The sequence below is a fragment of the Streptomyces sp. 7N604 genome, assembly GCF_052245475.1.
In the GTDB taxonomy this organism is placed as follows: Bacteria; Actinomycetota; Actinomycetes; order Streptomycetales; family Streptomycetaceae; genus Streptomyces.
The window spans coordinates 112,372-135,673 of record NZ_JBQQBX010000021.1 but is presented as its reverse complement, the minus strand read 5'-3'; the positions used below and the strand labels follow the sequence as shown (position 1 = coordinate 135,673).

22 protein-coding genes, 1 tRNA gene and 1 pseudogene are annotated in these 23,302 nt (G+C 70.1%); 11 read left to right on the top strand and 13 right to left on the bottom strand.

Going from position 1 to position 23,302, the window contains the following annotated elements; translation table 11 throughout:
- The first annotated feature begins 43 nt into the window (after window positions 1-43).
- The 4 genes from ACTWP8_RS23605 (at window position 44) to ACTWP8_RS23590 (ending at window position 4,120) form a co-directional block, all read left to right on the top strand.
- Complete coding sequence (locus ACTWP8_RS23605) at window positions 44-1,027, top strand: carbon-nitrogen hydrolase family protein (protein WP_443324128.1); 984 nt, start codon at window positions 44-46, stop codon at window positions 1,025-1,027.
- A 154-nt stretch (window positions 1,028-1,181) separates the two neighbouring features.
- Window positions 1,182-2,051, top strand: coding sequence for a GNAT family N-acetyltransferase (locus tag ACTWP8_RS23600; protein WP_443324127.1), 870 nt, complete (start codon window positions 1,182-1,184; stop codon window positions 2,049-2,051).
- Window positions 2,052-2,233: 182 nt separating this feature from the next.
- Window positions 2,234-2,671: a GNAT family N-acetyltransferase gene (locus ACTWP8_RS23595; protein ID WP_443324126.1), complete on the top strand. Its 438-nt coding sequence runs from the start codon at window positions 2,234-2,236 to the stop codon at window positions 2,669-2,671.
- A 216-nt stretch (window positions 2,672-2,887) separates the two neighbouring features.
- Window positions 2,888-4,120, top strand: a complete 1,233-nt coding sequence (locus tag ACTWP8_RS23590) for an MBL fold metallo-hydrolase (RefSeq protein WP_443324125.1) — start codon at window positions 2,888-2,890, stop codon at window positions 4,118-4,120.
- A gap of 110 nt (window positions 4,121-4,230) precedes the next feature.
- On the opposite strand, the gene ACTWP8_RS23585 is transcribed toward ACTWP8_RS23590, so the two are convergent.
- Window positions 4,231-7,188, bottom strand: coding sequence for a glycoside hydrolase family 2 TIM barrel-domain containing protein (locus tag ACTWP8_RS23585; protein ID WP_443324124.1), 2,958 nt, complete (start codon window positions 7,186-7,188; stop codon window positions 4,231-4,233).
- Between the two features lie 358 nt (window positions 7,189-7,546).
- Between ACTWP8_RS23585 and ACTWP8_RS23580 the strand changes: the two are divergent.
- From ACTWP8_RS23580 to ACTWP8_RS23570, 3 genes and pseudogenes are all read left to right on the top strand, one after another.
- Window positions 7,547-7,921 (top strand): annotated as a pseudogene (locus tag ACTWP8_RS23580) (ubiquinol-cytochrome c reductase cytochrome b subunit); the annotation flags it as partial.
- Between the two features lie 432 nt (window positions 7,922-8,353).
- The gene (locus ACTWP8_RS23575) at window positions 8,354-9,433 is read left to right on the top strand and encodes an alpha/beta fold hydrolase (protein WP_443324123.1); all 1,080 of its coding nucleotides are present in this window, start codon (window positions 8,354-8,356) and stop codon (window positions 9,431-9,433) included.
- A 226-nt stretch (window positions 9,434-9,659) separates the two neighbouring features.
- Window positions 9,660-10,028 (top strand): MmcQ/YjbR family DNA-binding protein, encoded by a 369-nt coding sequence (locus tag ACTWP8_RS23570; protein WP_443324122.1) that lies wholly within the window; start codon window positions 9,660-9,662, stop codon window positions 10,026-10,028.
- Between the two features lie 131 nt (window positions 10,029-10,159).
- Here ACTWP8_RS23570 and ACTWP8_RS23565 read toward each other — a convergent pair whose 3' ends face one another.
- The 3 genes from ACTWP8_RS23565 to ACTWP8_RS23555 form a co-directional block, all read right to left on the bottom strand.
- A complete protein-coding gene (locus ACTWP8_RS23565; RefSeq protein ID WP_443324121.1) occupies window positions 10,160-11,143 on the bottom strand; it encodes a transketolase family protein in 984 nt (327 codons plus the stop codon).
- Between the two features lie 137 nt (window positions 11,144-11,280).
- Window positions 11,281-11,985: a transketolase gene (locus ACTWP8_RS23560; RefSeq protein WP_443324120.1), complete on the bottom strand. Its 705-nt coding sequence runs from the start codon at window positions 11,983-11,985 to the stop codon at window positions 11,281-11,283.
- Window positions 11,986-12,093: 108 nt separating this feature from the next.
- On the bottom strand, window positions 12,094-12,384 hold the full coding sequence (locus tag ACTWP8_RS23555) for a YiaA/YiaB family inner membrane protein (protein ID WP_443319617.1): 291 nt from the start codon (window positions 12,382-12,384) through the stop codon (window positions 12,094-12,096).
- Window positions 12,385-12,553: 169 nt separating this feature from the next.
- Between ACTWP8_RS23555 and ACTWP8_RS23550 the strand changes: the two genes are divergently transcribed.
- Window positions 12,554-12,630 (top strand) — tRNA-Pro (locus tag ACTWP8_RS23550).
- Here the strand turns inward: ACTWP8_RS23550 and ACTWP8_RS23545 are convergent.
- The 9 genes from ACTWP8_RS23545 to gabT form a co-directional block, all read right to left on the bottom strand.
- Window positions 12,609-13,199, bottom strand: coding sequence for a tyrosine-type recombinase/integrase (locus ACTWP8_RS23545; protein WP_443324119.1), 591 nt, complete (start codon window positions 13,197-13,199; stop codon window positions 12,609-12,611). The genes ACTWP8_RS23550 and ACTWP8_RS23545 overlap by 22 nt on opposite strands.
- Before the next feature lie 409 nt (window positions 13,200-13,608).
- Complete coding sequence (locus tag ACTWP8_RS23540; RefSeq protein ID WP_443324118.1) at window positions 13,609-14,196, bottom strand: thiamine pyrophosphate-dependent enzyme; 588 nt, start codon at window positions 14,194-14,196, stop codon at window positions 13,609-13,611.
- Entirely contained in the window at window positions 14,196-14,735 is a 540-nt protein-coding gene (locus ACTWP8_RS23535; RefSeq protein WP_443324117.1) for a phosphonopyruvate decarboxylase, read from the bottom strand. The genes ACTWP8_RS23540 and ACTWP8_RS23535 overlap by 1 nt, the downstream gene beginning before the upstream one ends.
- Before the next feature lie 255 nt (window positions 14,736-14,990).
- Window positions 14,991-15,764 (bottom strand): SDR family oxidoreductase, encoded by a 774-nt coding sequence (locus tag ACTWP8_RS23530; protein ID WP_443324116.1) that lies wholly within the window; start codon window positions 15,762-15,764, stop codon window positions 14,991-14,993.
- 96 nt (window positions 15,765-15,860) lie between these two features.
- Complete coding sequence (locus tag ACTWP8_RS23525; protein ID WP_443324115.1) at window positions 15,861-16,700, bottom strand: fumarylacetoacetate hydrolase family protein; 840 nt, start codon at window positions 16,698-16,700, stop codon at window positions 15,861-15,863.
- 34 nt (window positions 16,701-16,734) lie between these two features.
- Complete coding sequence (locus ACTWP8_RS23520) at window positions 16,735-17,763, bottom strand: hypothetical protein (RefSeq protein WP_443324114.1); 1,029 nt, start codon at window positions 17,761-17,763, stop codon at window positions 16,735-16,737.
- Window positions 17,764-17,885: 122 nt separating this feature from the next.
- On the bottom strand, window positions 17,886-18,506 hold the full coding sequence (locus tag ACTWP8_RS23515) for a pyridoxamine 5'-phosphate oxidase family protein (RefSeq protein WP_443324113.1): 621 nt from the start codon (window positions 18,504-18,506) through the stop codon (window positions 17,886-17,888).
- Complete coding sequence (gene gap, locus ACTWP8_RS23510; RefSeq protein WP_443324112.1) at window positions 18,503-19,519, bottom strand: type I glyceraldehyde-3-phosphate dehydrogenase; 1,017 nt, start codon at window positions 19,517-19,519, stop codon at window positions 18,503-18,505. The genes ACTWP8_RS23515 and gap overlap by 4 nt, the downstream gene beginning before the upstream one ends.
- 62 nt (window positions 19,520-19,581) lie before the next feature.
- The gene (gene gabT / locus ACTWP8_RS23505; protein ID WP_443324111.1) at window positions 19,582-20,928 is read right to left on the bottom strand and encodes a 4-aminobutyrate--2-oxoglutarate transaminase; all 1,347 of its coding nucleotides are present in this window, start codon (window positions 20,926-20,928) and stop codon (window positions 19,582-19,584) included.
- A gap of 186 nt (window positions 20,929-21,114) precedes the next feature.
- Here gabT and ACTWP8_RS23500 point away from each other — a divergent pair, with 186 nt between their 5' ends.
- Genes ACTWP8_RS23500 through ACTWP8_RS23490 form a run of 3 tightly spaced genes read left to right on the top strand, consistent with a single transcriptional unit; the run spans window position 21,115 to window position 23,292 of the window.
- Window positions 21,115-22,005, top strand: coding sequence for a diiron oxygenase (locus ACTWP8_RS23500; protein WP_443324110.1), 891 nt, complete (start codon window positions 21,115-21,117; stop codon window positions 22,003-22,005).
- Entirely contained in the window at window positions 22,002-22,862 is an 861-nt protein-coding gene (locus ACTWP8_RS23495) for a hypothetical protein (protein ID WP_443324109.1), read from the top strand. The genes ACTWP8_RS23500 and ACTWP8_RS23495 overlap by 4 nt, the downstream gene beginning before the upstream one ends.
- A 25-nt stretch (window positions 22,863-22,887) precedes the next feature.
- Window positions 22,888-23,292 (top strand): holo-ACP synthase, encoded by a 405-nt coding sequence (locus ACTWP8_RS23490; RefSeq protein WP_443324108.1) that lies wholly within the window; start codon window positions 22,888-22,890, stop codon window positions 23,290-23,292.
- Window positions 23,293-23,302: the final 10 nt, after the last annotated feature.

Sequence of the window (23,302 nt, the reverse complement as noted above, 5' to 3'; positions counted from 1 at the left end):
GCGGCAGTGCCTCACCAGATCAGGCAACGGAGGAGCCCTCATCATGAGCACGTTGACCATCGCCCTGCTCCAGCTCGCCCGGCCCGGGCACGATCTCCGGGCGAACCTCGTCACGGGGGAGGCCGCCTGCCGCCGGGCCAAGGCACTTGGGGCGGACATCGCCCTGTTCCCCGAGATGTGGAGCAACGGCTACGCCTCGGCCGTCCCGCCCGAGCCGGGGGAGCAGAACGTCTACCGGCATCCGGGGCTGTGGGCCGGTGCCGATGCCGACGCCTGCCCCGGGGGCGAGGCGGAGGCTGGGCGTGGCGCGGCGGCGTGGCGCGGCGAGGCGATCACCCGGGACTCGGCCTTTGTGGGCCACTTCCGAGAGCTGGCCGCGGACTTGGGCATGGCGATCGCCCTGACCTACCTCGAGCAGTGGGAGGGGGCACCCCGCAACACCGTCTCCCTCATCGACCGGCACGGCCGTATCGCGCTGACCCAGGCCAAGGTGCACCCCTGTGCCTTCGGCCTCCCCGAAGCCGCCCTGACACCAGCTGACTCCTTCGACGTCTGCACGCTGGACACCGCGGCCGGTGCGGTCCCCGTGGGCGCGATGATCTGCTACGACCGTGAATTCCCGGAGAGCGCCCGCGCGTTGATGCTCGCCGGGGCGGAGATCATCCTCACCCCCAACGCCTGCGAGCTGGAGATCAACCGGCTCGCCCAGTACCGCGCGCGTGCCTTCGAGAACATGGTGGGCCTGGCCATGGCCAACTACGCGGGGCCCGCCCTCGGGCACTCCATCGCCTTCGACGGCATCGCGTACGCCGACGGGGGCTCCCGCGACATGCTCGTCGTCGAGGCGGGTGAGAGCCCGGGGGTGTATCCGGCGGTCTTCGATCTCGACGCACTGCGGGACTACCGGCGCCGGGAAACCTGGGGGAACGCGTTCCGACGCCCCAGCGCCTACGCGACACTGACGAGCCGTGACGTGAGCGAACCGTTCGTCCGCGTCAGCCGCGAGGGCCACCGTCTCCCGCGCTGACGCGGGCCGCCCGGCGCCGCCCGCGCTGACCGCCCTGACCGGAGCCGCCCCCGCCGCCCGCGCTGACCCAGCCCACCCCAGCCCGCCCTGCCCGCCGATGCGGGCAACCCGAAAATGTCGTGCGGCCCGCCCCGGCCGCGCGGGAAGCTGTGGCATGGCGTGGATCACGACGGATGACCTCGAAGAGTTCCTGGCCGCCGCGGGCGGCTTCCTGCGAGCGCGGCCCGCGCAGCACACCGTCCTGCTGACGGTCACCGCATCGCTGCGGGCCAGCACGCGGGTGTTCGGCGCCGCCCCGCCCGAATACGGCTGGTGGCGCGCGCCCGACGGCAGAACCGCGGGCGCCTTCCTGCGCACCCCGCCGTACCCCGTCCTGCTGTCGCAGATGCCGGGCGAGGCGGCGGACGACCTGGCGGGCGTACTCGTCGAGAGGGAACGGCCGACCGGCGGGGTCAACGGCGGTCGCGCGGCCGCCGAGGCGTTCGCGGCGGGCTGGCAGCGCCGGACGGGCGCGACGGCGCGGCACGGCGAGACCAACCGGCTCTATCGCCTCGGTGAGCTCACCTGGCCCCGGCCCGCGCCACCGGGCCGCGCCCGCGTGGCCGGGCCCGCCGACCGCGAACTGCTCATCGAGTGGTACGAGTCGTTCGACCGGGAGACCTCCGCCCACGGAGGCGACCATGCCGGGAGTGTCGACGACCGGCTCCGCTACGGCGGGCTCACGCTCTGGGAGGTCGACGGAGCTATCGTCTCCTTCGCCGGTGTCACGCGCACGATCGCGGGCATGGCGCGCGTCGCACCCGTATACACACCGCAGCCGCTGCGCGGCCGCGGCTACGCGGGCGCCGCGACGGCCGCCGTCAGCGGCGCGGCCCTGGACTCCGGCGCCGAGGAGGTCCTCCTCTTCACGGACCTCGCGAACCCCACGAGCAACGCCCTTTACCAGCGCATCGGCTACCGTCCGGTGGAGGACCACCTCCAGCTCTTCTTCGAGCCCGCTTCCTCGGGGCAGGGCGCTGCATGACGACCAACGCCGCGAGGCCGCCTGAAGCCGGATCCGAAGCCGGATCCACATCCGAAGCCGGATCCACATCCACATCCACATCCACATCCGCTTCCGCATCCGCATCCGGAGCCTCAATTCGCCGCGCGGGCGCGGGCGACGCCCCCGCCCTGGTCCGCCTGCGGGCGCAGATGCTCCACGACATGGGGGTGGATGTCGGCGGTCAGGACGCATCCTGGCGCCGCGCAGCCGAGGAGTGGTTCGTACAACGGCTCCACGAGAAGGGGGACTTCGCCGCCTTCGTCGCGGACGAGCCGGAACTCGGCGTGGTCAGCAGCGCGGTCGGCACCTGCGACCGCCACGCGCCCGGGCCAGCCAACCTCAGCGGCCTGCACGGCCATGTCTTCAACATCAGCACGGATCCGCGCCGCCGCCGGCTCGGATACGCCAGGGCCTGCCTGGACGTGCTCCTCGCCTGGTACCGGGACGAGACCGACGTCGGCGTCATCAATCTGAACGCCACCCCCCGACGGCCTGAGCCTCTACCACTCCCTCGGCTTCGCCGCCCCGCGCTTCCCCGCCCTCCAACGCCTGTCGCACCTGTCCCACAGCCCGCCCGCCCACAGCCCGCCCGCCCGTAGGCGATCACGATGAGCATGCGCTCACGCTGCCGGATTCCGCTGGGGGGCGATCCCTGCGGGCGGCGACCCCGCGCGGAGGTGACCCCTCTCACCGTCCGTGACCAGGGCAGATACTGGGACGACCCGGCGAGATCGCATGTCGGCGCACATAATGGAACGACCGGAGTGCGCCCGCGCACGGGGCGTAGTCCACGCCGTCCTCGTCCTGGAGGTCTCGTGTCCGGATCCAGCCCCCGTCGCTCCCCCCTGGTGGGCCTGCGTCCCGCATCCTTCGGCGCGGACCCGGCCGGAGAGCGGCTGGAGCGGGTCCGGCGGTCACCCAATTACCGCGACGGGCAGTTCCGGAACCCCGTCCCCACCCGCACCATGGTCCCCGGCGCCACCCTGCCCATGCTGCGCACTCAGCTGAGCCGTGCCGACCGGGCCCGCAGGGCACCCGCCCGTCCCGTGCCGGTGCACCGGCCCACCGCCGCCGACTGGGGCGAGCCGCCCGCCTCCGGCCTGCGACTGACCTGGATGGGGCACTCCAGCGTGCTCGCGGAGATCGACGGGCACCGGGTGCTGTTCGACCCGGTCTGGGGTGAGCGCTGTTCGCCCTTCACCTTCGTCGGGCCGCGGCGGCTGCACCCCGTGCCGGTGCCGCTGGCGGAACTCGACCCGGTCGACGTCGTCGTCATCTCCCACGACCACTACGACCACCTCGACATGCCCTCGATCCGCGCTCTGGCCCGTACGGGCACGCTGTTCGCCGTGCCCCTGGGCGTCGGCGCCGACCTGGAGCACTGGGGCGTCGCGGAGAAGCAGATCATCGAGCTGGACTGGAACGAATCGTCCCGGGTCGGGTCGCTGACCCTGACCGCGACGCCTGCCCGGCACTTCTGCGGGCGGGGGCTGCGCGGCGGGTTGCGTACGCTGTGGGCCTCCTGGGTCGTGGCAGGACCCGAGCACCGGATCTTCCACAGCGGGGACACCGGCTATTTCCCCGGCTTCCGGGAAATCGGCGCGCAGTACGGGCCGTTCGACGTGACGATGATCCAGATCGGTGCGTACAGCGAGTTCTGGCCGGAGATCCATATGACGCCGGAGGAGGGGCTCCTGACGCACGCCGACCTGTCGGGCGGGAGCCCGGCCGGGGTGCTGCTGCCGATCCACTGGGGCACGTTCAATCTCGCTCCGCACCCGTGGGCGGAGCCGGCCGAGCGGACGGTCGCGGCGGCGCGGGAGACCAGGGCGAAGGTCGCCGTGCCGCGGCCGGGCGTACCGTTCGAGCCCGCGGATGTGCGGCCCGCCGACGAGCAGGCCGTCGACGCGTGGTGGCGTGCGGTCGCCGCGGAGTTGGGGGCGGCCGGTCGGCCCCCGGACACCGTGCCCGCTACGGACGTGGGCGCCGCCGACGCCGCCGCGAAGGACGGCACGACGAGCACCAGCGCCGGTTCGGCGACCGCGTAGGCCCGTACGGGTTCCCCGCCGCGGGCGGACCCCGGCGATAGTGAACGCTCTGTCACCTGCGACCGCGAGGGTTGTGGTCGATTCGACACCGCCGGTCTCCGCCACAGCCGCTACGGGCGACTGCCGGCGTCTGGCTCCACCGTGCGGAAGGTGAGCGAGAAGTCGGCCGGCGCCGCAGTGAGACGGTGCCGGGGGAGCACCCCGGGCCCACAGGACTGGCTACCGATGCCGTGCAGCCCGTGGTCCAGGTTCACCCACACCGCGCCGCCCGGCCGCAAGTCCGTCGTGTGCGCGGCCGCGTCCAGGTCCTCGCTCGTCCAGCGCCTGGCCGTGAACCAGAAGGCCGGCGCGCCCTCCACCCGCAGCCCCATGCCGTCCTCGCGGCGCAGCTCCACCCACCGCACATCCGCCCGCGCGCCGTTCTCCTGCGGTCGCACGTACGGGGTCTGCAGCGCGTCAACCGGCAGTGTCCAGCGGCCGATCCGGGAGGCCGCGCGCGTGTCCGGGTACGCCTCGCCCGGCCCGCCGCCGTACCACTCCGCGAGTCCGAGGCTGGTGCACACCCCCAGCCGTACGCCGAGCCGCGGCAACGGGCACGGCCAGTCGCCCTCCGGCACCACCGAGACGTCGAGCCGCAGCGCCGTCCCGTCCGCGGTCCACCGGAAGGCCGTGTCCAGGCCCAGGTCGGTCGCGGCCGGGGCCACCCGCGTACGGACCACCAGCTCGGCCTCCCCCTCCCGTACCGAGACCACCCGGTGCCGCATCCGGTGCAGGCCGAGCCGGCGCCAGATCGTGCCGTGGCGGGCGTCCGGCTGCCACTCCGCGCCCTCGTCGTTGTCCGTCGGGGCCCGCCACACGTCCAGCCGGGGCGGCACGATCTCGAACCCGTCCAGGTAGCGGAGCTCGCCGGTGGCCGTGTCGAAGGCGCCGTGGCCGAGCACGAACAGGTTGCCCTCGCCCTGCCGCAGCAAAGCCGGCGCGCCGGAGGACGTCAGCGGCGGGTGCGGTACGGCCGGGAGCTGAGCCCACGCGATCTCGTGCCCGGCCCCCGCCCAGTCGGTGTCGCTCGCGAGCACGGCCCGCACGGTCCAGAGCGCCTCGCCCGGACGCTCCGGAGCGGGCGGCTCCGGCAGCTTCAGCTCCGTCGACTCGCCGGGCCCGAGCGGCGGTACGGCCAGCTCCCCGTGCCCGACCGCCAGGCCCTCGACCTCGTACGACCAGTGGAACGACAGGCCCGACAGGTCGGCGAAGTCGTACCCGTTGGCGATCCGCACCGTGCCCGCCCTGCCGTCCCCGCCGATCCGGACGGGCTCGATCACCTTCTTGTACTCGGTCAGCCCTGGGGAGGGGGTGCGATCGGGGAACAGCAGCCCGTCGCACACGAAGTTCCCGTCGTGCAACTCCTCGCCGAAATCCCCGCCGTACGCGTACCAGGGCTCCCCGTCGCCCGTGTGGCGGGCGATGCCGTGGTCGATCCACTCCCACACGAACCCGCCCTGGCAGCGCTCGTACGTCTCGAACAGCCGCTGGTACTCGGAGAGGCCGCCGGGACCGTTGCCCATCGCGTGCGCGTACTCGCACAGGATGAACGGCATGGCGCGCCGCCGCGCATCCAACGCGCCGTCGGCCCAAGGGGCTTCGGCGCGCCGGCCGATCTGCTCGACCTCGGCGTGGTCGGCGTACATCCGGGAGTAGACGTCCACGTCCGCGCAGGACAGGTCGCCCTCGTAGTGGAGGGGCCGCGCCGGGTCACGCTCCCGGATCCACCGGGCCATGGCGGTCAGACCGCGACCTGTCCCGCACTCGTTGCCCAGCGACCACAGCACGACGGACGGGTGGTTCTTGTCGCGCTCGACCATCCGGGCCGCCCGGTCGAGCAGCGCCGGGGTCCAGCGCTCGTCGTCCACCGGGTTGCCGCGCCAGCCCACCGCGTGGAAGCCGTGCGTCTCCAGGTCGCACTCGTCGATCACCCACAGGCCCAGCTCGTCGCACAGGTCGAGGAAGGCCGGGTGCGGCGGATAGTGGCTGGTGCGCACGGCGTTGATGTTGTGCTGCTTCATGAGCAGCAGGTCGCGGCGCATCGTCTCGAGGTCGACGGCTCGCCCGTGCTCGGGGTGGAACTCGTGCCGGTTGACGCCCCGGAAGAGGATGCGGCGGCCGTTGACCTTGAGCACGCCGTCCTGGACCGCGACCGTACGGAACCCGATGCGCAACGGGACGCGCTCGCCGTCCGTCTCCAGCACGGCGTCGTACAGCCGCGGGATCTCGGCGCTCCACGGCTCGACGGGCACGGTCGCCGACTCGCCGGTCGCGAGGTCGAGCCCCAGCTCGGGCACGGTGACGCGGCCTCCGGGCTCCGCCTCCACGCGCAGGGTGCCGGTGCCGTCGGCGTGGTCGTACGAGGCGTGGACGAAGAAGTCGCGCACCGCGCCCTCGGGGCGGTGCAGCAGCGTCACGTCCCGGAAGATGCCGGGCAGCCACCACTGGTCCTGGTCCTCCAGATAACTGCCGGACGACCACTGGTGGACCCGTACAGCCAGCAGGTTGCCGCGCGGCCGCAGCAGCCCGCCGACCTCGAACTCGTGCGGCAGCCGACTGCCCTTGAAGGTGCCCAGCTCCTGCCCGTTGAGCCACACGCGGGCACAGGACTCGACGCCGTCGAAGCGCAGCACGGCGGCCTGGCCGGTCTCGCCGCCGCCCCAGCCGGGCGGCAGGTCGAAGGTGAAGTGGTGGTCGCCGGTCGGATTCTCGGTGGGCAGGTGCGGCGGGTCGACCGGGAAGGGGTACGGCGTGTTGGTGTACGCGGGGGAGCCGTGCCCGTGCAGCACCCAGTGAGCGGGGACGGGCAGTTCGTCCCATCCGGAGGCGTCGAAATCGCGGTGTGCGAAGGAGTCGTCCGCGGCGGTCGCGGTCGGCGAGAGCCGGAAGCGCCAGATGCCGTTCAGACACAGCCGGGCGGCATCGGAGGACGCAAACCAGGCGCGGGGCGGGAGGGTGCCCTGGGCAGGGGAGACGTCCTCGTAGTACGGGAGATCGCGTTCGGCGAGGACGTCCTGCGGGTTGCTCATGCTTCTCCTCGATGGCGGCCCTTGGCGTGGGTCTTTGCCAAGCCTGCCGCAAGGGCTTGCTCCGGAAAATGGACTCGCGTACCGAGTTGTAGGATTTCGCGCGGGCGCGGCGCGAGCGCGGCGCGGCGCGGCAGGGTGCGGGCGCGACGCGGCACGGCAGGGTCCCGGGTCACGTGATCCGCCCGCCCGTGATGCACTCGACGCGCGAGCGCAACCCCGCGACGGCCCGGCCGTCAGGCGCCAGCGGCGCAGTGCCTAGCCCGAGCGATCGGTGCGCAACTTGTCCAGGGCGCCCGCCATTTGGTCGTATTCGTGCACATGATGCGGGTGTTCTCACCGGTGCGTTCCGTAAGCCGCGATCGCCTTCTTCGCTGGCCCGGTCATCGCGTTCGTCGTGACCAAGCGGATCTGCCTGGGGCTGCAGCGGCGGGACCGGGACAAGGTGCTGCACGGGCGGGAGAGCGGCATCATCAAGCGGCTGCCGCACGGAGAGTTCATCGAGGTGCACGAGCCGCTCTCGCAGGAGCAGCTGCACGCGCTCACCCAGCACCACCAGTACGAGCCGCTCGAGCTCGGCCCGGAGGTCGGGGAGGTCGACGAGAACGGCGTACGGCGCAAGATCAAGCGCTCGCAGAAGTTGCGCGCGAAACTCAGCCGCGCCTTCTACGGCTCGGGCAGCCAGATCCCCAAACCCGCCAGCGCTCATTCCCGCACCCCGTCCCGCCGTTCTTAGGCGCTCTGGGAAAGCGTTTACTGAATTGCGGATTTGGCGCTGGGCTTGTGTCAGGAAGGCGCGCCCGCGGGTCACGATGCTGTCGGCGGCCTGGTTCCGGGCGGAGTCGAGTACGGCGGTGCCCATCGACGCGGCCGCCGCGGTCAGCTAAGGGCGATCTGGCCGGCCACCATCATTGTCTCGGACTTCCAGCACTCCGTCCCGCCGCAGAACCACGTACCGAGGCTGTCAACGTGCTTTCATGTGCGGCGAGTTATCCGTCATGGGCCGATACGAATGCACAGATGCGAGGTCCAGGTGACCTGCGCGTCGTGGGTCATTTTCACGGCTCACCCCTCCAGGGGCCCTGGCATGAGGGACGTGCGGGCGGGGGAGGGTGGTCCCGGGACGGATACCACAGCATCCCTGACAGTGATTCAGGAGGCGAGCCGCATGACGCAGACGACGCACGGCATGGCCGGCAACGGCGCGGGAGCCGGCAGGGGTGCCGGGGCGGGGACGGGTACGGGAGCGGGCAGGGGTGCCGGCACGGGCACGGGTACGGGAGCGGGCAAGGGTGCCCGAACCGGCACGGGTGGCGGTGCCGGCTTCACGTACCGTACCGACCACCTCGAGGCCGCCGACCACGCGCGCGTGGCCACGTACACCTGGCTGCCCGCGAGCGGCGTCCGCCCCCGCGCGCTGGTCCAGATCGCACACGGCGCCGCGGAACACGGCCTGCGCTACGACCGGTTCGCCCGCTTCCTCGCCGGGCACGGCTACGCGGTGGTGGCCTCCGACCACCGTGGCCACGGCGCGACCGCCGTCTCCACCGGCGGCTACGGCGTCGCGGGCGACGACGGGTGGCGGGCGATCGTCGCCGACATCAAGGCCATCGGCGACCGGGTCCGCGCCGAGCACCCCGGGGCGCCCTTGGTCCTGCTCGGCCACAGCCTGGGCTCGATGCTCGCCCGGGACTGCGCGCAGGAGTACGGGAGCGAGCTCGCGGGGCTGATCCTCTCGGGCACCTTCCGCTCGCTGCCCGGCGCGGAGACCGAAAGCGGGATCGCGGACCTGGAGCAGGAGATCGCGGAGCGCGGCCGCGCCGCGCTCTCCTCCTTCATCCCCGACCTCTTCGCCTCCTTCAACGACCCCTACCCCCACAGGACCGGCTTCGAGTGGCTGTCCCGCGACGAGGCCGAGGTGGACGCGTACGCCGCGGACGAGCGCTGCGGGTTCGCGTTCAGCGCCGGTCTCGCCCTTGACTGGGTCCGGGCCGTCCGCAAGATCAACGACCCGCGCAACCTCGCCCGTATCCCGGCCCGGCTGCCGGTCCACATCGCGGTCGGCACCGAGGACCCGTGCAACCAGCGGATGACGCTGGTGTACGAACTGCTGGAGGACTTCCGCTACCTCGGCACGGAGGACCTGAGCTGGCGGGCCTACGAGGGGGCGCGGCACGAGATCCTCAACGAGACGAACCGCGACGAGGTGCAGCACGACCTGCTGGAGTGGCTGGACAAGCACGTCTGACGCGTCCGAGTCAGCGGAGTTCGGGGCCGGGCCGGGGCCGCTGTCAGTGGCGGGCGCTACGGTCGGTGACAGTGGGTGACAGCCGGGGACGGTCAGCACCGGCAGACCGGGCGCGCCCGGAGAACCGGGGGTTCCGGGGATGACGGTGCTGCCGGGAGCCGGGAGCCGGGAGCCGGGAGCCGGGAGCCGGTTGCCGGGGAGAGTGGGAGAACGGAGGGGCAAGGGGATGGGGACCACGGCCGAGGACGTCCGCAGGATCGCGCTCGCGCTGCCGGAGACGGAGGAGAAGCTCGCCTGGGGCATGCCGACCTTCCGCGTGAAGGGGAAGATCTTCGCCTCGCTGGCCGACGACGACGACTCGATAGGCGTGAAGTGTCCGATCGAGGACCGGGAGGAGCTGATCGCGGCCGAGCCGGGGAAGTTCTTTCTGCGGCCCGGACACGACGACAACTTCGCGTGGCTGCGGGTGCGGCTCGCCGCTCTGGACGACGGGAACGAGCTGGAGGCCATCCTGCTGGACGCCTGGCGCTTGACGGCGCCGCGCAGGCTGGCGGAGGAGTACGAGGGGGAGGGGGAGGAGGCGACGACGGGCTGAGAGCGTGTGGTCGGCGTGCGGTCGTGCCCGGCCCGGCGGCCAGGGGACCAGCCAGCTGGCGTCGGCCGGTTAGCGGTCAGCCGGTCGGCTGCCGGCGTACCGGGCGTGCCGGGCGTGCAAGGTCTGCCGGGTCAGACGGGTCGAACGGGCCTGACATGCCTCCCATGCCTCCCAGGCATCCCAGGCCGCCCAGGGCTTCCGGGGCTTCCGGGGCTTCCGAGGCCGAGGAAGCCGGTGACGCGCTCGCGCAGCGCACGCGGGTCGAGCCCGTGCGCGGCGAGGTGCTCGTCGATGGTGCCGTACCGGCGCAGCTCGCCGCGCGCCGTGCCGAGCCCGAGGATTCGGTGCGGGGTGTCGGCGAGTGCGTCGACCGCGGCGGCGGTGGAGGTGCCGGCGAGATAGGGCTCGACGAGCACGACGTCGGCCCGGTCGCCGACGGCGGCGCGCAGCGAGGCCGCGTCGAAGGGCCGCACGGTGGCGGCGTACAGCACGGTCACGTCCAGGCCCTCGACGGCCGCCAGTACGTTGCCGAGCATGGGCCCCACGGCGACGACCACCCCGCAGCGCCCTCGCCGTACGGTCAAGAACCCGCCGTCCCCGGTGACCGGCTGCGGTTCCGCGTTCTGCTGTACGGAGAGCCGTACGTACACCTTGTCGTCCCCGGCGGCCACCGCGTGCCGCAGCAGCCGCTCCGCCTCGTCGGGGTGGCCGGGGACGTGGACGGCCCAGCCGTCGAGGGTGTCGAGGAGAGCCACGTCCCCGGGCGCCATGTGGGTGTAGCCGCCGGCCGGCCAGTCGTACGACGCGCCCGCGCTGACCAGCACGCCGCCCGCGCCCTGATGTCCGAAGTCCAGCTTGACCTGCTCAAACGGACGCTCGACCAGGAAGCTGGCGAACGTGTGCATGACCGGTCGCATCCCGGTCAGCGCGAGTCCGCCGCCCGCGCCGATCAGCAGCTGCTCCCGGATACCGACGTTGATCACGCGGTCGGGGTGCCTGCGCTCGGCCTCGGCGAAGCCGTCCCTGCCGATCTCGGCGAGGACGACCGCGACGCGTGGGTCCTCGTCGAGGAGCTGGGAGGCGGTGGCGGCGAAGCGTTCACGCATGGTGTCCATGGCGGGTTCCTCTCGGCGGGGGTGTCGGCTTGCGCTGTCGGCCGGGACTTGGCGGGGCCGGTGCCGGCGGCCGCCCGCTGGTGGCCGCGGCCCGGCGCGGCCGGGGGCCGGGGCCTGAGCCCAACCTGGGGCCGGGCTCAGGTGGTCTTGGGTTCGACGCGGGCGACGACGGCGTGCGGCCGCCCGGGATGGGGCGCGGTGAAGGCCTGGTACAGCGCCTTGTGATCGCGCCCGTCAACGGTCGCGGCCGACCAGCCCGCCGCCTCGAAGCGCGAGGCGATGCCGCCGGGCCAGCCGTGGGTGGCGGAGGAGTTGTCGATCACGAGGGTGTGCAGCCGGTCGAGGCCCGCGGCCGGCGTGAAGGCGATGGCCTCGTGGTTACTGCCCTCGTCCAGCTCGGCGTCCCCGATCAGCACCCACACGCGGGCGTCGGTCAGGCCCTGCGCCCGCAGCCCGAGGGCCGTACCGACGGCGAGCGGCAGCCCGTGCCCGAGCGACCCGCTGCCGATCTCGGCCCCTGGGATCAGCATCCGGTCCGGGTGGTGCCCGAGGGGGGAGTCGTACGAGCCGAAGCCCGGCAGCAGCGACACGGGGAAGAAGCCCTTGGCGACCAGCACGGCGTAGTACGCCATCGGCCCGTGCCCCTTGGACAGCAGAAACCTGTCCCGGCCGGGCGCGTCGGCGGTGGCGGGGGAGACCCGCAGCACGCGGTCGTAGAGCACCCAGAGCGCGTCGAGCGTCGAGGTCGCGGCGGGGCCGTGCTTCTCGTCCCCGGTCATCACGCTCATGAGCCCGGGCAGATCGGCGTAGCCGTACGCGAGGTCGTCTGATGTGGCGGTCATGGCTCCGAGCCTGCAACCTCAAGCTTGCTTGAGGTCAACTGGGCCATGTGGAGAACCGGCCGCGCTCACGGTGAGTGACCGCGCCCGGCCGGGTTCGGACGTCAGGCGTCAGACGTTCTTGATGTCGAACGGATCGTGCTCCGAGATCAACTTGTCCAGCCGGGCCTTGTCCACCCGGCTTGTCACCTCGGTCATCTCCTGCCGGTCCCGCACACACTTGGCGAGGGTGAAGCTCGACGTCACGACGAAGATCATCCCGAGCCCCAGGAACCCCCGCTCCCATGCGCCCACAGGCAGCTTCAAGATGCCGTACGCAACCGCCGCGAGCGAGATCCCGAACGAGATCGCGGCCTGCACGAAGAAGGCCGTCGTCGTCGGCCGCTGGATCGGTGTACTCATGTCCGTAGGCTCGACCATGGGCCGGGCGCGCGCCTGAGTAGCCGTACTCAACCCGACGTGACCCGTACGTGCCCCCTGCCCGGGGAATGGGGTGGGCAGCCACCCCCTGAGGTGCGGTATTGTTCTCGTGCGCGGTCGCCCGGGGGGAACCCCAGGCTGACACGGGCACCGGGACGTGGCGCAGCTTGGTAGCGCACTTGACTGGGGGTCAAGGGGTCGCAGGTTCAAATCCTGTCGTCCCGACCAGCGTTTTCGCAGGTCGGAGGCCGTTTTCTCAGAGATGGGAAAGCGGCCTTTTCCGTGTTCGCAGGCCTGGTGGTCGCATACCTACCCTGGAATTGGGATGCCTGGGGTGAACTGGTTGGTGGGATGGGGGAGTAGGACGGCTTGAGTCGCTTGTTGCGGCCTTCGGAGTGGTCGCGGTGTGGTCGCAGCCAGTTCGGCCAGTGACGGCGGGTGCCGCCTTGGTCGGCGTTGGTCAGGGCTCGGTCGATGGTGTCGACGGCGTCGCGGGCGGCTTGCTGGGTGAGGTGGCTGTAGAGGTTCGCGGTGGTGGACAGGGTGGAGTGGCGGAGGGTCTTGGACACCACGGTGAGGGGGACGCCGACGGTGATGGTGAGGGTTGCGGCGAGGTGCCGCAGGTCGTGGAGGCCGATGCGGGGCACTCCGGCTTCTTCTGCCCGTCGTCCGAGGTGAACAGACGACGGTACATAACGCTCCCAGGGGTTGTTGCAGGTTGGCCGGTTCGGAAACGGAAGAGGCGGAAGCGAGGCAGGGCGTACAGAGCGATCACTGTCCCTGCTTGCGGCCTCCACTGGCGCGGGCCCGGAGCCGTGAAGGGCGGCGTCCGTCCGCGGCTCTCCCCCTGCGGTGAGGCGGTTTCGAGAGAGTGCCCGCCGGCCGCGGGGGACCCGATAGAAGGGTCGGCCGCTGGTGCGGCCGTGCTGGGCCCGAACATGCTCAGCACGGTGGGCAGCGGGTGGGTGTCGGGCGCCGGCGCCCGGGCGGGAGAGGAAGAGGGGCGTAAGGAGGCATGGTTCTCACACCCGCCCCGGACCAGTCCCTCCGCCGCCCCTCCAGCAACCTGGGCCAGGGCTTGACAGGACGCACAAAGACCTGAGTCCGCGATCTTGCCCTTAATGGTGGACATCATGGACACCGAGCCCTTCATCCACGCGGTCCCCAGATAGGGGGCGTCGCGGGGAACCACTTGCCGCCGCCGGTTCAGAAGGTGGCCAGGCCGAGCGCGGCGCGGAAGGCGTTCTTGTTGGCCACGCCGTCGCGGGGCGGCAACGCGCGTGGTGGCTCGTCGGTGGTGATCAGCACCTGGGCGTACGTTGTCGCCGCGCGCGCCTTGATGCGTGTGGCGAGGTCCTCGGCCTGGGCGAGGTCGGTGATCCGTACGGCGTCGCGGATGCCGAAGCCGTGGGCGACGGCGACGAGGTCGGTGCCCAGACCGGTGTGGCTGGGCTGCATGCCGGTCTCGCCGAAGTGCGCGTTGTCCAGGACCACAAGGGTGAGGTTCGGAGGGAGTTGGGCACCGACGGTGGCCAGCGTGCCAATACCCATGAGGTGTTCGCCGTCGCCAGTAATCGCGACGACCGGGCGGTCCGGCTGAGCGAGGGCGAGACCGAGGGCGAGTGGAGCGGCGGCACCCATCGCGCCCCACAGGTAAAAGGTGCCGGGACGGTCGCCGGCCGCGAACACGTCGTAGCTGGGGGCGCCGAGGCCGGTGACGACCAGGGTGTCCTCGGGGACACCAGCAAGCAGGTCGGCGACGAACACACGCCGGTCCAAGCGGGCGGGGGTCATCAGTCGCGCTCCCATTTCTTGCGGCCGATCAGCTTCTGTCCGAGGAGCACAGCGACGCGCTCGCCCGCCTCGAATACCGAGTCCAGGGCGGCCTCGACGGTCTCCTCGACCTCTTCAGGGGTGTCGGCGCGCAGGACGGTGATGCCCATGAGTTCCAGGGCCTGTTGCGTGGTGCGGCCCATGGGGCCCTGCCACGGGTTGAACTCGGCGTACTCGCCCCGCATCGTCACCAGCGTCAGGAAGGGGAACCGGCACATCTGCAGCAGGGAGAACATGTTGACGCAGTTGCCCACCCCGCTGCTCTGCATCAGCAGCACGGACCGCTGCCCGCCCAGCCAGGCCCCGCTGACCACGGCGACGCCCTCCTCCTCGGTGGTCAACACCACGTCGTGGATGGCTGGATCGACACGCGCTTCACGGATGACGTGGGAGTGGCCGGCGTCGGGGACGTAGGCGACCTGCTGGATGCCGTACTTCTTCAGTGCGGCGAAAACGCCCTCCTGCCAGGAGGGGGCCGCCGGGGCGCGTGTCTGGCTCATCCGTTACTACTCCGCTGATTGGTCGGTTCAGGTGCAACGCACCATGAGTGCTGATGGACAAGGGAGGGCATCTCGCACTGCGTTTGGCTGTACTTTCGGTTCCCGCCCTCGTTCCGTGACGTCGAGGACGTGATTGCAGAAACTTCTCTGGACCCCGCGCCGAGGGGCCGATCGGGCGACAGACCACCGACGCGCTCCTGGACCACCAGCTTCAGGAGCGCGACCGCGCCCTCACCATGTACGACCCACTTCGGACTACAGGCTGCGTACGAGGCCGCCGTCGCAGCGCAAAGCTGTCCCGGTGACGTACGACGCCGGCGCGCTGCAGAGGAATGCGGCTGCTGCGGCGAATTCCGAAGGGCGACCGTAGCGACGGGCTGGGATCGTGGCGATCGACGCCTGCTCCACCTCGGCGACGGTACGACCGGAGCGTTCGGCATTCGCAGCGTCGACCGCCGCGGTGCGGTCGGTCTCGATACGGCCGGGCAGCAAGAGGTTGACGGTCACACCGTCTGCGGCGACCTCTGCCGCCAGCGTCTTCAAGTACCCGGCCAGTGCAGCGCGGCCGAGGTTTGACAGCGCGAGGTTCGGCAGGGGGGCGGCAATCCCGCTGGAGCCCACCGCCAGGATTCGGCCCCAGCCGCGTTCTCGCATAGCGGGCAGTGCCTGCGAAACCAGCCGGACGTGCTGGCGCAGCATCGCGTCCAGCGCGGCATCGACGTCATTCGCATCGACGTCGGCCGCCGGGCCGGGCTTGGGCCCAGGGCCGTTGAGTACGAGCACATCGGGTGGACCGAATGCCGCGACCGTCGCCTCGAACAGCTCGGCCGGACCGTCCTCAGCGACAAGATCCACCTCGACACCGACGGCGCTGGGCAGGTCCGCGGCGATCTCCTTCGCCCGGTGTCCCCGCCGGCCACAGACCACAGTGTTGGCTCCTTCCGCAGCCAGCGTCCGGGCAATTGCCTCGCCGAGGCCTCCTGTCGACGAGCAGACGAGGGCGGTACGCCCTGAAAGACCAAGATCCATCAAAAGGAACCTCCTGTAAGGCCCCAGCAGGATCGGGGGCTGGCGCGGTGGCCGTGAGGGCTCCGTTTCCAGCCCCCTCTGCTAGGCCCTGTCGGCCTAGGACTTCACCGTGTGAGCGAGGGTGCCGATGCCCTCGACGACTGCGGTGATCGAATCGCCGGGTTCGATCACCGCGGCTCCCGGGGTTCCCGTGCAGATGACGGTTCCCGGCGCGAAGGTGCGGCCGGCCGTGAAGTACTCGACCAGGAAGCCGAGGTCGTACTTCATGTCGGACACGGGCGCGGAGGCGACGACCTCACCGTTGCGAACGGTCGAGACCTGGATCGACTCGAGATCCGCGTCCTCGAACTCGTCGATGGTCACCAGCTGCGGGCCCACGCTGCAGAACGTGTCGAAGCCCTTGGCCCAGGGGATGTAGCGGGGGTTTTCACGGATGACGTCCTCCGCGGTCAGGTCGAGGACGGCCGTGACGCCCGCGATGACGGACCGCCACTCGTCACGTCGCACGTTCTTGCACTCCGTGCCGATGACGAGGCCCAGTTCAGCTTCCGCAGTCACCCTCTTGCTCTGGGACGGCAGTTCGATCTGCTGACCGTTACCGATGAGGCAGTTGCCCGGCCGCAGATACGATCCGGGCCCGGACGAGGGTTGTTGGGTGTTCAGATCCTCGGAGTGACCCTTGTAGTTGAGGCCGGCTCCCCAGATGTCGCCCCCGTCGACGATGGTCAGGGCGTCGTCCAGGCGGACATCGGCCGGCTCGGCGTCCGGCAGAGGGTCGAGCAGCGCCGCGAGCTCCCTCCTGCGGGTCGCGTCCAGCAGGTTGGCCAGACGGCTCGGGGCCTCGTAGCCTTCGATGCCGGAAAGCGAAACCCAGCCGCTGCGGTGATGTGCGAATATCTGGTGACCGTCCTCGGTATTGAACCGTGCCAGCCGCACTTTTTCTCCTCCCGTATCGTGCTGTTCGAAGGGGTCAGGCCGCTGCCGTGCGCTGGAAAATGCGCTGTGCCGCGGCATGGATATCGCTCTTGCCCACGCTCCGCGGGGCCAGCTCGGCGGCGGTCTCCATCAAGGAAGCCGGGTCGACGGTGAGTTCGGCGCACAGCCGCTCGATGATCGGGAAGAATCCGGAATGCAGTCCGATCACGCCGCCGAGTACCTGCATGTTCCGGTCCTCGGGAAGGAGTTCCAGGCTGGTCCGGCAGAAGTGCGCGAGCCTGGCCAGCGCCTTGTAGTCGAACCTGTCCTCGCCGAGGGTGCTGATGATGCCCGCCAGCGACTCCGTCTCCGCGTTACCGGCGCCGCGGCCGATGCCGTCGAGCGTCCCGTCGACGATCGTGGCACCCGCCTCGAATGCGGCGATGCTGTTCGCGTTCGCCATGCCCAGGTTGTCGTGGCCGTGAAATCCGACAACGGGGAAGGACTCCTTCGCGATGGTCACATAGAGGTGGACGTTCGCGGGAAGCATGGAGCCGTACGAGTCCACCACATACAGACCGGCGATGGCCGGAGTGACGTCGCGTAGCAGACCGGGCAGTTCCTCGGCGGGCGTGCCGCTCGTCTTCATCAGGTTGAGGTAGACCCCGCCGCAGATCTCGGTGGCGCGCTCGATGTAGTCGAGGTGCTCCGGGACCCGCTCGGGCTCCATGCCGATACGGACGAACGACATACCCTGGTTGCAGAGTTCCGCGAGTGTGGAGAGTCGGCTGAACTCGGGCTGCGCGAACATGCCCCACGAGGTGGCCGTCAGCTCCGACCGCGCGATCTCGCACCAGCGTTTGAGATCGATGTTGCATGCCCTCGTACCGAGTCGTTCCGCCTCGAAGCCGAGACCGTGCCCGATCTCGACCTTCTTAATGGGTGTCTCGTCGAGTCGTCGGAGGAGTTCGCTGACGAACTCTTCGTCGAGTTGGAAGTCGACTGCGTAGGAACCATCACGCAGTGTCGCGTCAAGAATCTCTAACCTCTGCGGCTGGAAGAGCGGGGACTGTGGTGCAGGCATACGTATCCTCCTGAGCTCGGCAGTGTGGAGATGGCTCTGTCAGCCATTGCGGAATTGCGCGGGGCGTGGCGGCCTGTGGTCCTTTTGCTGATGCCTGTGACTGTGTTTTCGTCCGGCGCGGCTCAGTTCACGCGAGCGAGTTCCCTGCGCAGTCGCCTGTTGTCTTCCTCCAGTTCGTCCAGGCGGGCGCGGGTGGCATGGAGGTACTGGCGGATCTCGGCCTCGGTGAAGCGGGGTGTGATGTGCTGCTGGCAGTTCCAGCTGTAACCGTGGACATGGACGGTGATCACGCGCTCCACGAGTCCGTCCGTGCGCGGGCCCGTGGCGACATGGTCACCGCCGGCCTCGGCCGGGTCGCCGACGGATGCCCGGCCGAACAGTTTCATGCGGCGGCGGTGTGCGTAGTCCATGAAGAACAGCGACACCCGGTCGTTGTGCGCGAGGTTGCCGACGCTGATGTACTGCCTGTTGCCGCGTACATCGGCGAAGGCCAGTGTGTCGTCGCCCAGGACCCGCGCGAAACCGGGCGGCCCGCCCCGGTACTGCACATACGGCCAGCCGGTCTCACTCACGCTCGCCAGGTAGAAGCCGTCGCTGACCGAGATGAACTCCGCTTCCGCGGGCCCCAGTCGGTCGCGTTCGGGTGCATCGGCTAGCAGCCGCGAGACGGCTCGCGTGCTTCCCTGGTCCTGCTGGGCGCGGCGTACCGAATCGGTGAACGCGATGTGCGCGTATCGGCTCATCGCCGGCTCCCCAGTCGCGCGGTCAGCTCCAGCAGCCGGTACGAGAAGGCCGTCTCGTTGTCGTACCAGCCGACCGTTTTGACGATCGACCCACCGCCCTCCCGGTTGGTGACCATGGTGAGCTGGGAGTCGAAGGTGCACGAGGCCGTCGTGCCGACGATGTCGGTCGAGACAAGGGGCGCCTCTGTGTACGCGAGCAGACCCCGCAGCTCGTTCTCGGCCGCCTTACGGAAGGCGGCGTTAACCTCGTCGACCGTCACCTCACGGGCCAGCTCCACGGTCAGATCGGTCACGGAGCCGTCGGCGACGGGGACGCGCATGGCCATGCCGTCGATACGTCCGGCCAGTTCGGGGATGACCTGCCCGATGGCCCGGGCGGCGCCGGTGCTGGTGGGAATGATGTTCTGGGCGGCGGCGCGCGCACGCCGGTAGTCCTTGTGCGGCAGGTCGAGGATGCGCTGGTCGTTGGTGTAGGCGTGCACGGTGGTCATCAGCCCGCGTTCGATCCCGAACGCCTCGTGCAGGACCTTGGCCATGGGCGCGACACAGTTGGTGGTGCAGGACGCGTTCGAGACGATCCGCGCGTCCTCGTCCAGGGTGTCCTCGTTGACCCCCATCACCACGGTCCGGTCCGCGTCGGCGGAGGGCGCGGAGATGACGACCTTGCGCGCGCCGGCCTCGATGTGCCGCCGGGCGTCGGCGGCGCGGGTGAAGACGCCGGTCGACTCGATCACGACGTCGACGTCCAGCTCCCGCCAGGGCAGCGCAGAGGGGTCGGTCTCCTTCAGGACCCGGACGCGGCGCCCTCCGACGACCAGGACGTCACCGTCCACGGAGGCCCCCTCGGTGAGCCGCCCGTGCACCGTGTCGTACGCCAGCAGATGAGCCAGCATCGCGGGTTCGGTCAGGTCGTTCACCGCCACCAGTTCGATGTCGTCACGCTCCAGGGACGCGCGGGCCACGCTGCGTCCGATGCGCCCGAAACCGTTGATGGCGAGGCGAAGCACAGTCATCACCACTCCTACCTATTGCGACGTCAATCGGATGCTTCGAAGTCTATAAACTGGTTCGATGGTCATCGCAACAAATCCAGGACCCGGGGAAAGGTGTGCTCCAGGATGTCCAGGCCCTCGTCGAGGAGGCCCTCGCCGATGACGAGCGGGGGCAGGAAGCGCAGTACGTTGCCGTAGGTGCCGCAGGTCAGGACCAGCAGGCCCGCGGCGTGGCAGGCCTTGGCCAGCGCCGCCGCCAGCTCCGGATCCGGGTCCTTCGAACCGGACTTCACCAACTCGATGGCGATCATCGCGCCGCGGCCGCGGACGTCCCCGATGACGGACAACTTCTCCTGCAACACCGTCAAGCGGGCCTTCATCGTCTGCTCGATCTCCTTCGCCCTGGCGTTGAGGTCGAGCTCCTTCATCGTCTCGATGGCGCCGAGCGCGCCCGCGCAGGCCACCGGGTTGCCGCCGTAGGTGCCGCCCAGGCCGCCCGCGTGCGCCGCGTCCATGATCTCGGCGCGGCCGGTGACCGCGGCGAGCGGCAGACCGCCCGCGATGCCCTTGGCGGTGGTGATCAGATCGGGCACGATGCCCTCGTCCTCACAGGCGAACCACTGGCCCGTACGGCAGAAGCCGGACTGAATCTCGTCCGCGACGAAGACGATGCCGTGGTCGGCGGCGAACTCGTGGATCGCCGGCAGGAAGCCCTTGGCCGGCTCGATGAAGCCGCCCTCACCCAGCACCGGCTCGATCACGATCGCGGCCACGTTCTCCGGGCCAACCTGCTTGGTGATCTGGTCGATGGCCTGCGCGGCGGCCTCCGGACCGGCGTTCTCCGGACCGGTCGGCCAGCGGTAGCCGTACGCCACCGGCACACGGTAGACCTCGGGTGCGAACGGGCCGAAGCCGTGCTTGTACGGCATGTTCTTGGCGGTCAGCGCCATGGTCAGGTTCGTACGGCCGTGGAAGCCGTGGTCGAAGACCACGACCGCCTGGCGCCCGGTGTACGCGCGGGCGATCTTCACCGCGTTCTCGACGGCCTCGGCGCCGGAGTTGAACAGCGCCGACTTCTTGTCGTGGTCACCGGGCGTCAACTCGGCGAGCCGCTCGCAGACCTCGACGTACCCCTCGTACGGCGTGGCCATGAAGCAGGTGTGGGTGAAGTCGGCGAGCTGGGCGGAAGCCCGGCGCACGACGGCCTCGGCGGACGCCCCCACGGAGGTCACGGCGATGCCGGAACCGAAGTCGATGAGCCGGTTCCCGTCGACGTCCTCGATGATCCCGCCACCCGCGCGCTGGGCGAAGACCGGCAGAACCGAGGCGACGCCGGCGGCGACCGCCCTGTCCCGTCGAGCCCGCAGCTCCAGCGACTTCGGGCCCGGGAGTGCGGTCACGAGTCGGCGCTCCTGCGGAATGCTGTCCATAAAGGCTCCAGGTCCAGGAATGGCGCTAGGCGCTCTTTGCTCTGCCCATGCAGGCTACGGTCCTCGGGCCGTCGAGGGATATGGCGATTGCCTGGCCGCTACCGGCCTGGCCGCTGGCGGGCATTGAACGCGTCCGGTCTCCTCCATAGCGTGGAGTTGCCACCAAGTTGGGGAGGGCGATTTCACATGGTGAGCCAACTCATCGACAGCGACGAGCGATTCCTGGGAATCCTCGAACGGCTCTCGGCGAAGTCGATCGACGACTATTACAATCCGTACCAGATGTTCGAGTGGCCGGACAGTCTGCCCGAGGACATGTGGTGGATGAGCCCGGAACTCACCACCACGTACGGAACGGAAATCGCCAAGCGGCTGAGCGAGCAGCAGTTGCACGCGCTTTCCAAGTACGAGAGCGTCAACTTCTACAGTCTGAACGTCCACGGAATTCGCGAACTCCTCATCGAGGTGGTGAAGCGGATTCACACGGCCGGGTTCCAGACGCCGTCCGAGTTCTTCCACCACTTCGTGGGTGAGGAGAACGAACACATGTGGTTCTTCGCCGAGTTCTGCAACCGGTACGGCAAGAAGATCTACAAGCAGATGCCCGGCGGGACCGTCTCCCTCGCCAACAGCCAGGCAGAGAGCCTCGTCGTCTTCCTGAGAATCCTGATCTTCGAGGAGCTGGTCGATCACTTCAACTCCCTGATGGGTGCCGACGAGCGCCTGCACGAGACGATCCGCTCTATCAACCGGCTCCACCACCAGGACGAGTCGCGGCACATCGCCTTCGGGCGCGAGCTGGTGGGTGTCCTGTACGAGGACCTCAAGCGCACGGCCACCCCCGACGAGCTGCGAGACCTGGACGCCTACGTACGGCGTTACATGACGTACAGCTTCGAGACGCTCTACAACCCGCAGGTCTACCGGGACGCCGGGATCGACAACCCGCAGCGGGCACGCAGCGAGCTGCTGTCCAGTGCGGCGCGCGCCGACCTGGAGCAGCGGGTGTTCCGCAAGACGCGCAAGTTCCTGGAGAAGACCGGGATCATCTCCCATTCGCAGGAGGCCTGGCGATGACCTCACCCACCACCACCGCGTCGGACAAGGCCCCCGCAACCTCGGGCGCGGTGACCACCCTGGGCCCGGAGCAGACCGCCCTGCTCAAGGAGCTGGACGGCATCTTCGCCGGCTGGGCGGTGTCGGACGGCGCGCGGGAAGTGATCGCGCCGCCGCTGTACCCGGTGTCCGACCTGGAGAAGTTCGACGTCTACAAGAACTTCCCGCACCTGGCGCTCACCGCGAGCCCGATCGATCCGGCGCACCGGGGCGACGGGCCGGTCGCGGGCCGGTTCGAGCCGTCCCAGCTCCAGGGGACGCAGTACGGTCTGCCGCATGCCACCTGCTACGGCGCGTACCTCTTCCACGAGGGCCGACAGCTCGATGCGGATGTGCTGGTGACGCTCGTCAGCCGATGCTTCCGCAACGAGACGCACTACAGCGGGCTGCGTCGGCTCATGACCTTCCAGATGCGCGAAGCCGTCGCCATCGGGGCCTTCGACCACACCCAGCACCTGTTGGAACGCTTCTCAGGGCGGATCACCGCCTTCTCGGACGCCCTCGGGCTGGGCCTAGAAAAGGTCCCGGCCACCGACCCGTTCTTCGAGAACACCGGGGCGCGCGCACTTCTGGCAAAGCTCTCCCCGGTCAAGTACGAATTCCAGTACGGCGACCTCGCCATCGCGTCGGTCAACACGCACCGCAACTTCTTCGGCGAGCGCTGCCGGATCACCCTGCCCGGGGGCGAGGACGCCGCCTTCACCAGTTGCGCGGCCTTCGGCCTCGAACGCTGGATCGCGGTGCTCGAGGAGCACCACGGCGGCGATCTGGGCAAGGCTCTCGACGCCGTACGCGACGCGGCACGGCAGATTGACTGACGGCGGCCCTGGCGGTTTCCCGCCCGTGCGCATCGGCGTCGACCTCGTGCCGCTCGGCCGGGTCGCCGCGATGTCGACGAACGCGGATCACTCGCCGATCACCCGCATCCTGACTCCGCGCGAATACGCCGAGTGCCGCCGGGGAAACGCCGTGGATGTGCCTGGGGCCGCCGGGAGGCTGGCCGCCAAAGAAGCCGTGTTCAAACTCTTCCAAGCTGCCGGAGAAGTCCTTCCGTGGCAGGGGATCGAAATCCGCCACGGCGTCGGCGGCTGGCCGACCGTCGAGCTGACGGGGCGTGCTGCCGAACTGGCGGCAAAGGCGCATCTCGGTCCCATAGAAATCAGCATCACGCACGACGAACCGTTCGCCATTGCGGTCGCGTGTGCCGTTAATTCGTCGCCCTTCAAGGCCGACAGGACGAAGGAATAGGGAGAAAACT

Bases quoted from the DNA above. Each gene is read 5' to 3' on its own strand.
- ACTWP8_RS23530 (WP_443324116.1), bottom strand. From the start codon at position 15,764: ATGGATCTTGGTCTTTCAGGGCGTACCGCCCTCGTCTGCTCGTCGACA.
- ACTWP8_RS23555 (WP_443319617.1), bottom strand. From the start codon at position 12,384: ATGAGTACACCGATCCAGCGGCCGACGACGACGGCCTTCTTCGTGCAG.
- ACTWP8_RS23520 (WP_443324114.1), bottom strand. From the start codon at position 17,763: ATGCCTGCACCACAGTCCCCGCTCTTCCAGCCGCAGAGGTTAGAGATT.
- ACTWP8_RS23565 (WP_443324121.1), bottom strand. From the start codon at position 11,143: ATGGACACCATGCGTGAACGCTTCGCCGCCACCGCCTCCCAGCTCCTC.
- ACTWP8_RS23535 (WP_443324117.1), bottom strand. From the start codon at position 14,735: ATGAGCCAGACACGCGCCCCGGCGGCCCCCTCCTGGCAGGAGGGCGTT.
- ACTWP8_RS23540 (WP_443324118.1), bottom strand. From the start codon at position 14,196: ATGACCCCCGCCCGCTTGGACCGGCGTGTGTTCGTCGCCGACCTGCTT.
- gap (WP_443324112.1), bottom strand. From the start codon at position 19,519: ATGACTGTGCTTCGCCTCGCCATCAACGGTTTCGGGCGCATCGGACGC.
- ACTWP8_RS23560 (WP_443324120.1), bottom strand. From the start codon at position 11,985: ATGACCGCCACATCAGACGACCTCGCGTACGGCTACGCCGATCTGCCC.
- ACTWP8_RS23575 (WP_443324123.1), top strand. From the start codon at position 8,354: ATGACGCAGACGACGCACGGCATGGCCGGCAACGGCGCGGGAGCCGGC.
- ACTWP8_RS23585 (WP_443324124.1), bottom strand. From the start codon at position 7,188: ATGAGCAACCCGCAGGACGTCCTCGCCGAACGCGATCTCCCGTACTAC.
- ACTWP8_RS23605 (WP_443324128.1), top strand. From the start codon at position 44: ATGAGCACGTTGACCATCGCCCTGCTCCAGCTCGCCCGGCCCGGGCAC.
- ACTWP8_RS23595 (WP_443324126.1), top strand. From the start codon at position 2,234: ATGGGGGTGGATGTCGGCGGTCAGGACGCATCCTGGCGCCGCGCAGCC.
- gabT (WP_443324111.1), bottom strand. From the start codon at position 20,928: ATGGACAGCATTCCGCAGGAGCGCCGACTCGTGACCGCACTCCCGGGC.
- ACTWP8_RS23570 (WP_443324122.1), top strand. From the start codon at position 9,660: ATGGGGACCACGGCCGAGGACGTCCGCAGGATCGCGCTCGCGCTGCCG.
- ACTWP8_RS23600 (WP_443324127.1), top strand. From the start codon at position 1,182: ATGGCGTGGATCACGACGGATGACCTCGAAGAGTTCCTGGCCGCCGCG.
- ACTWP8_RS23495 (WP_443324109.1), top strand. From the start codon at position 22,002: ATGACCTCACCCACCACCACCGCGTCGGACAAGGCCCCCGCAACCTCG.
- ACTWP8_RS23500 (WP_443324110.1), top strand. From the start codon at position 21,115: ATGGTGAGCCAACTCATCGACAGCGACGAGCGATTCCTGGGAATCCTC.
- ACTWP8_RS23515 (WP_443324113.1), bottom strand. From the start codon at position 18,506: ATGAGCCGATACGCGCACATCGCGTTCACCGATTCGGTACGCCGCGCC.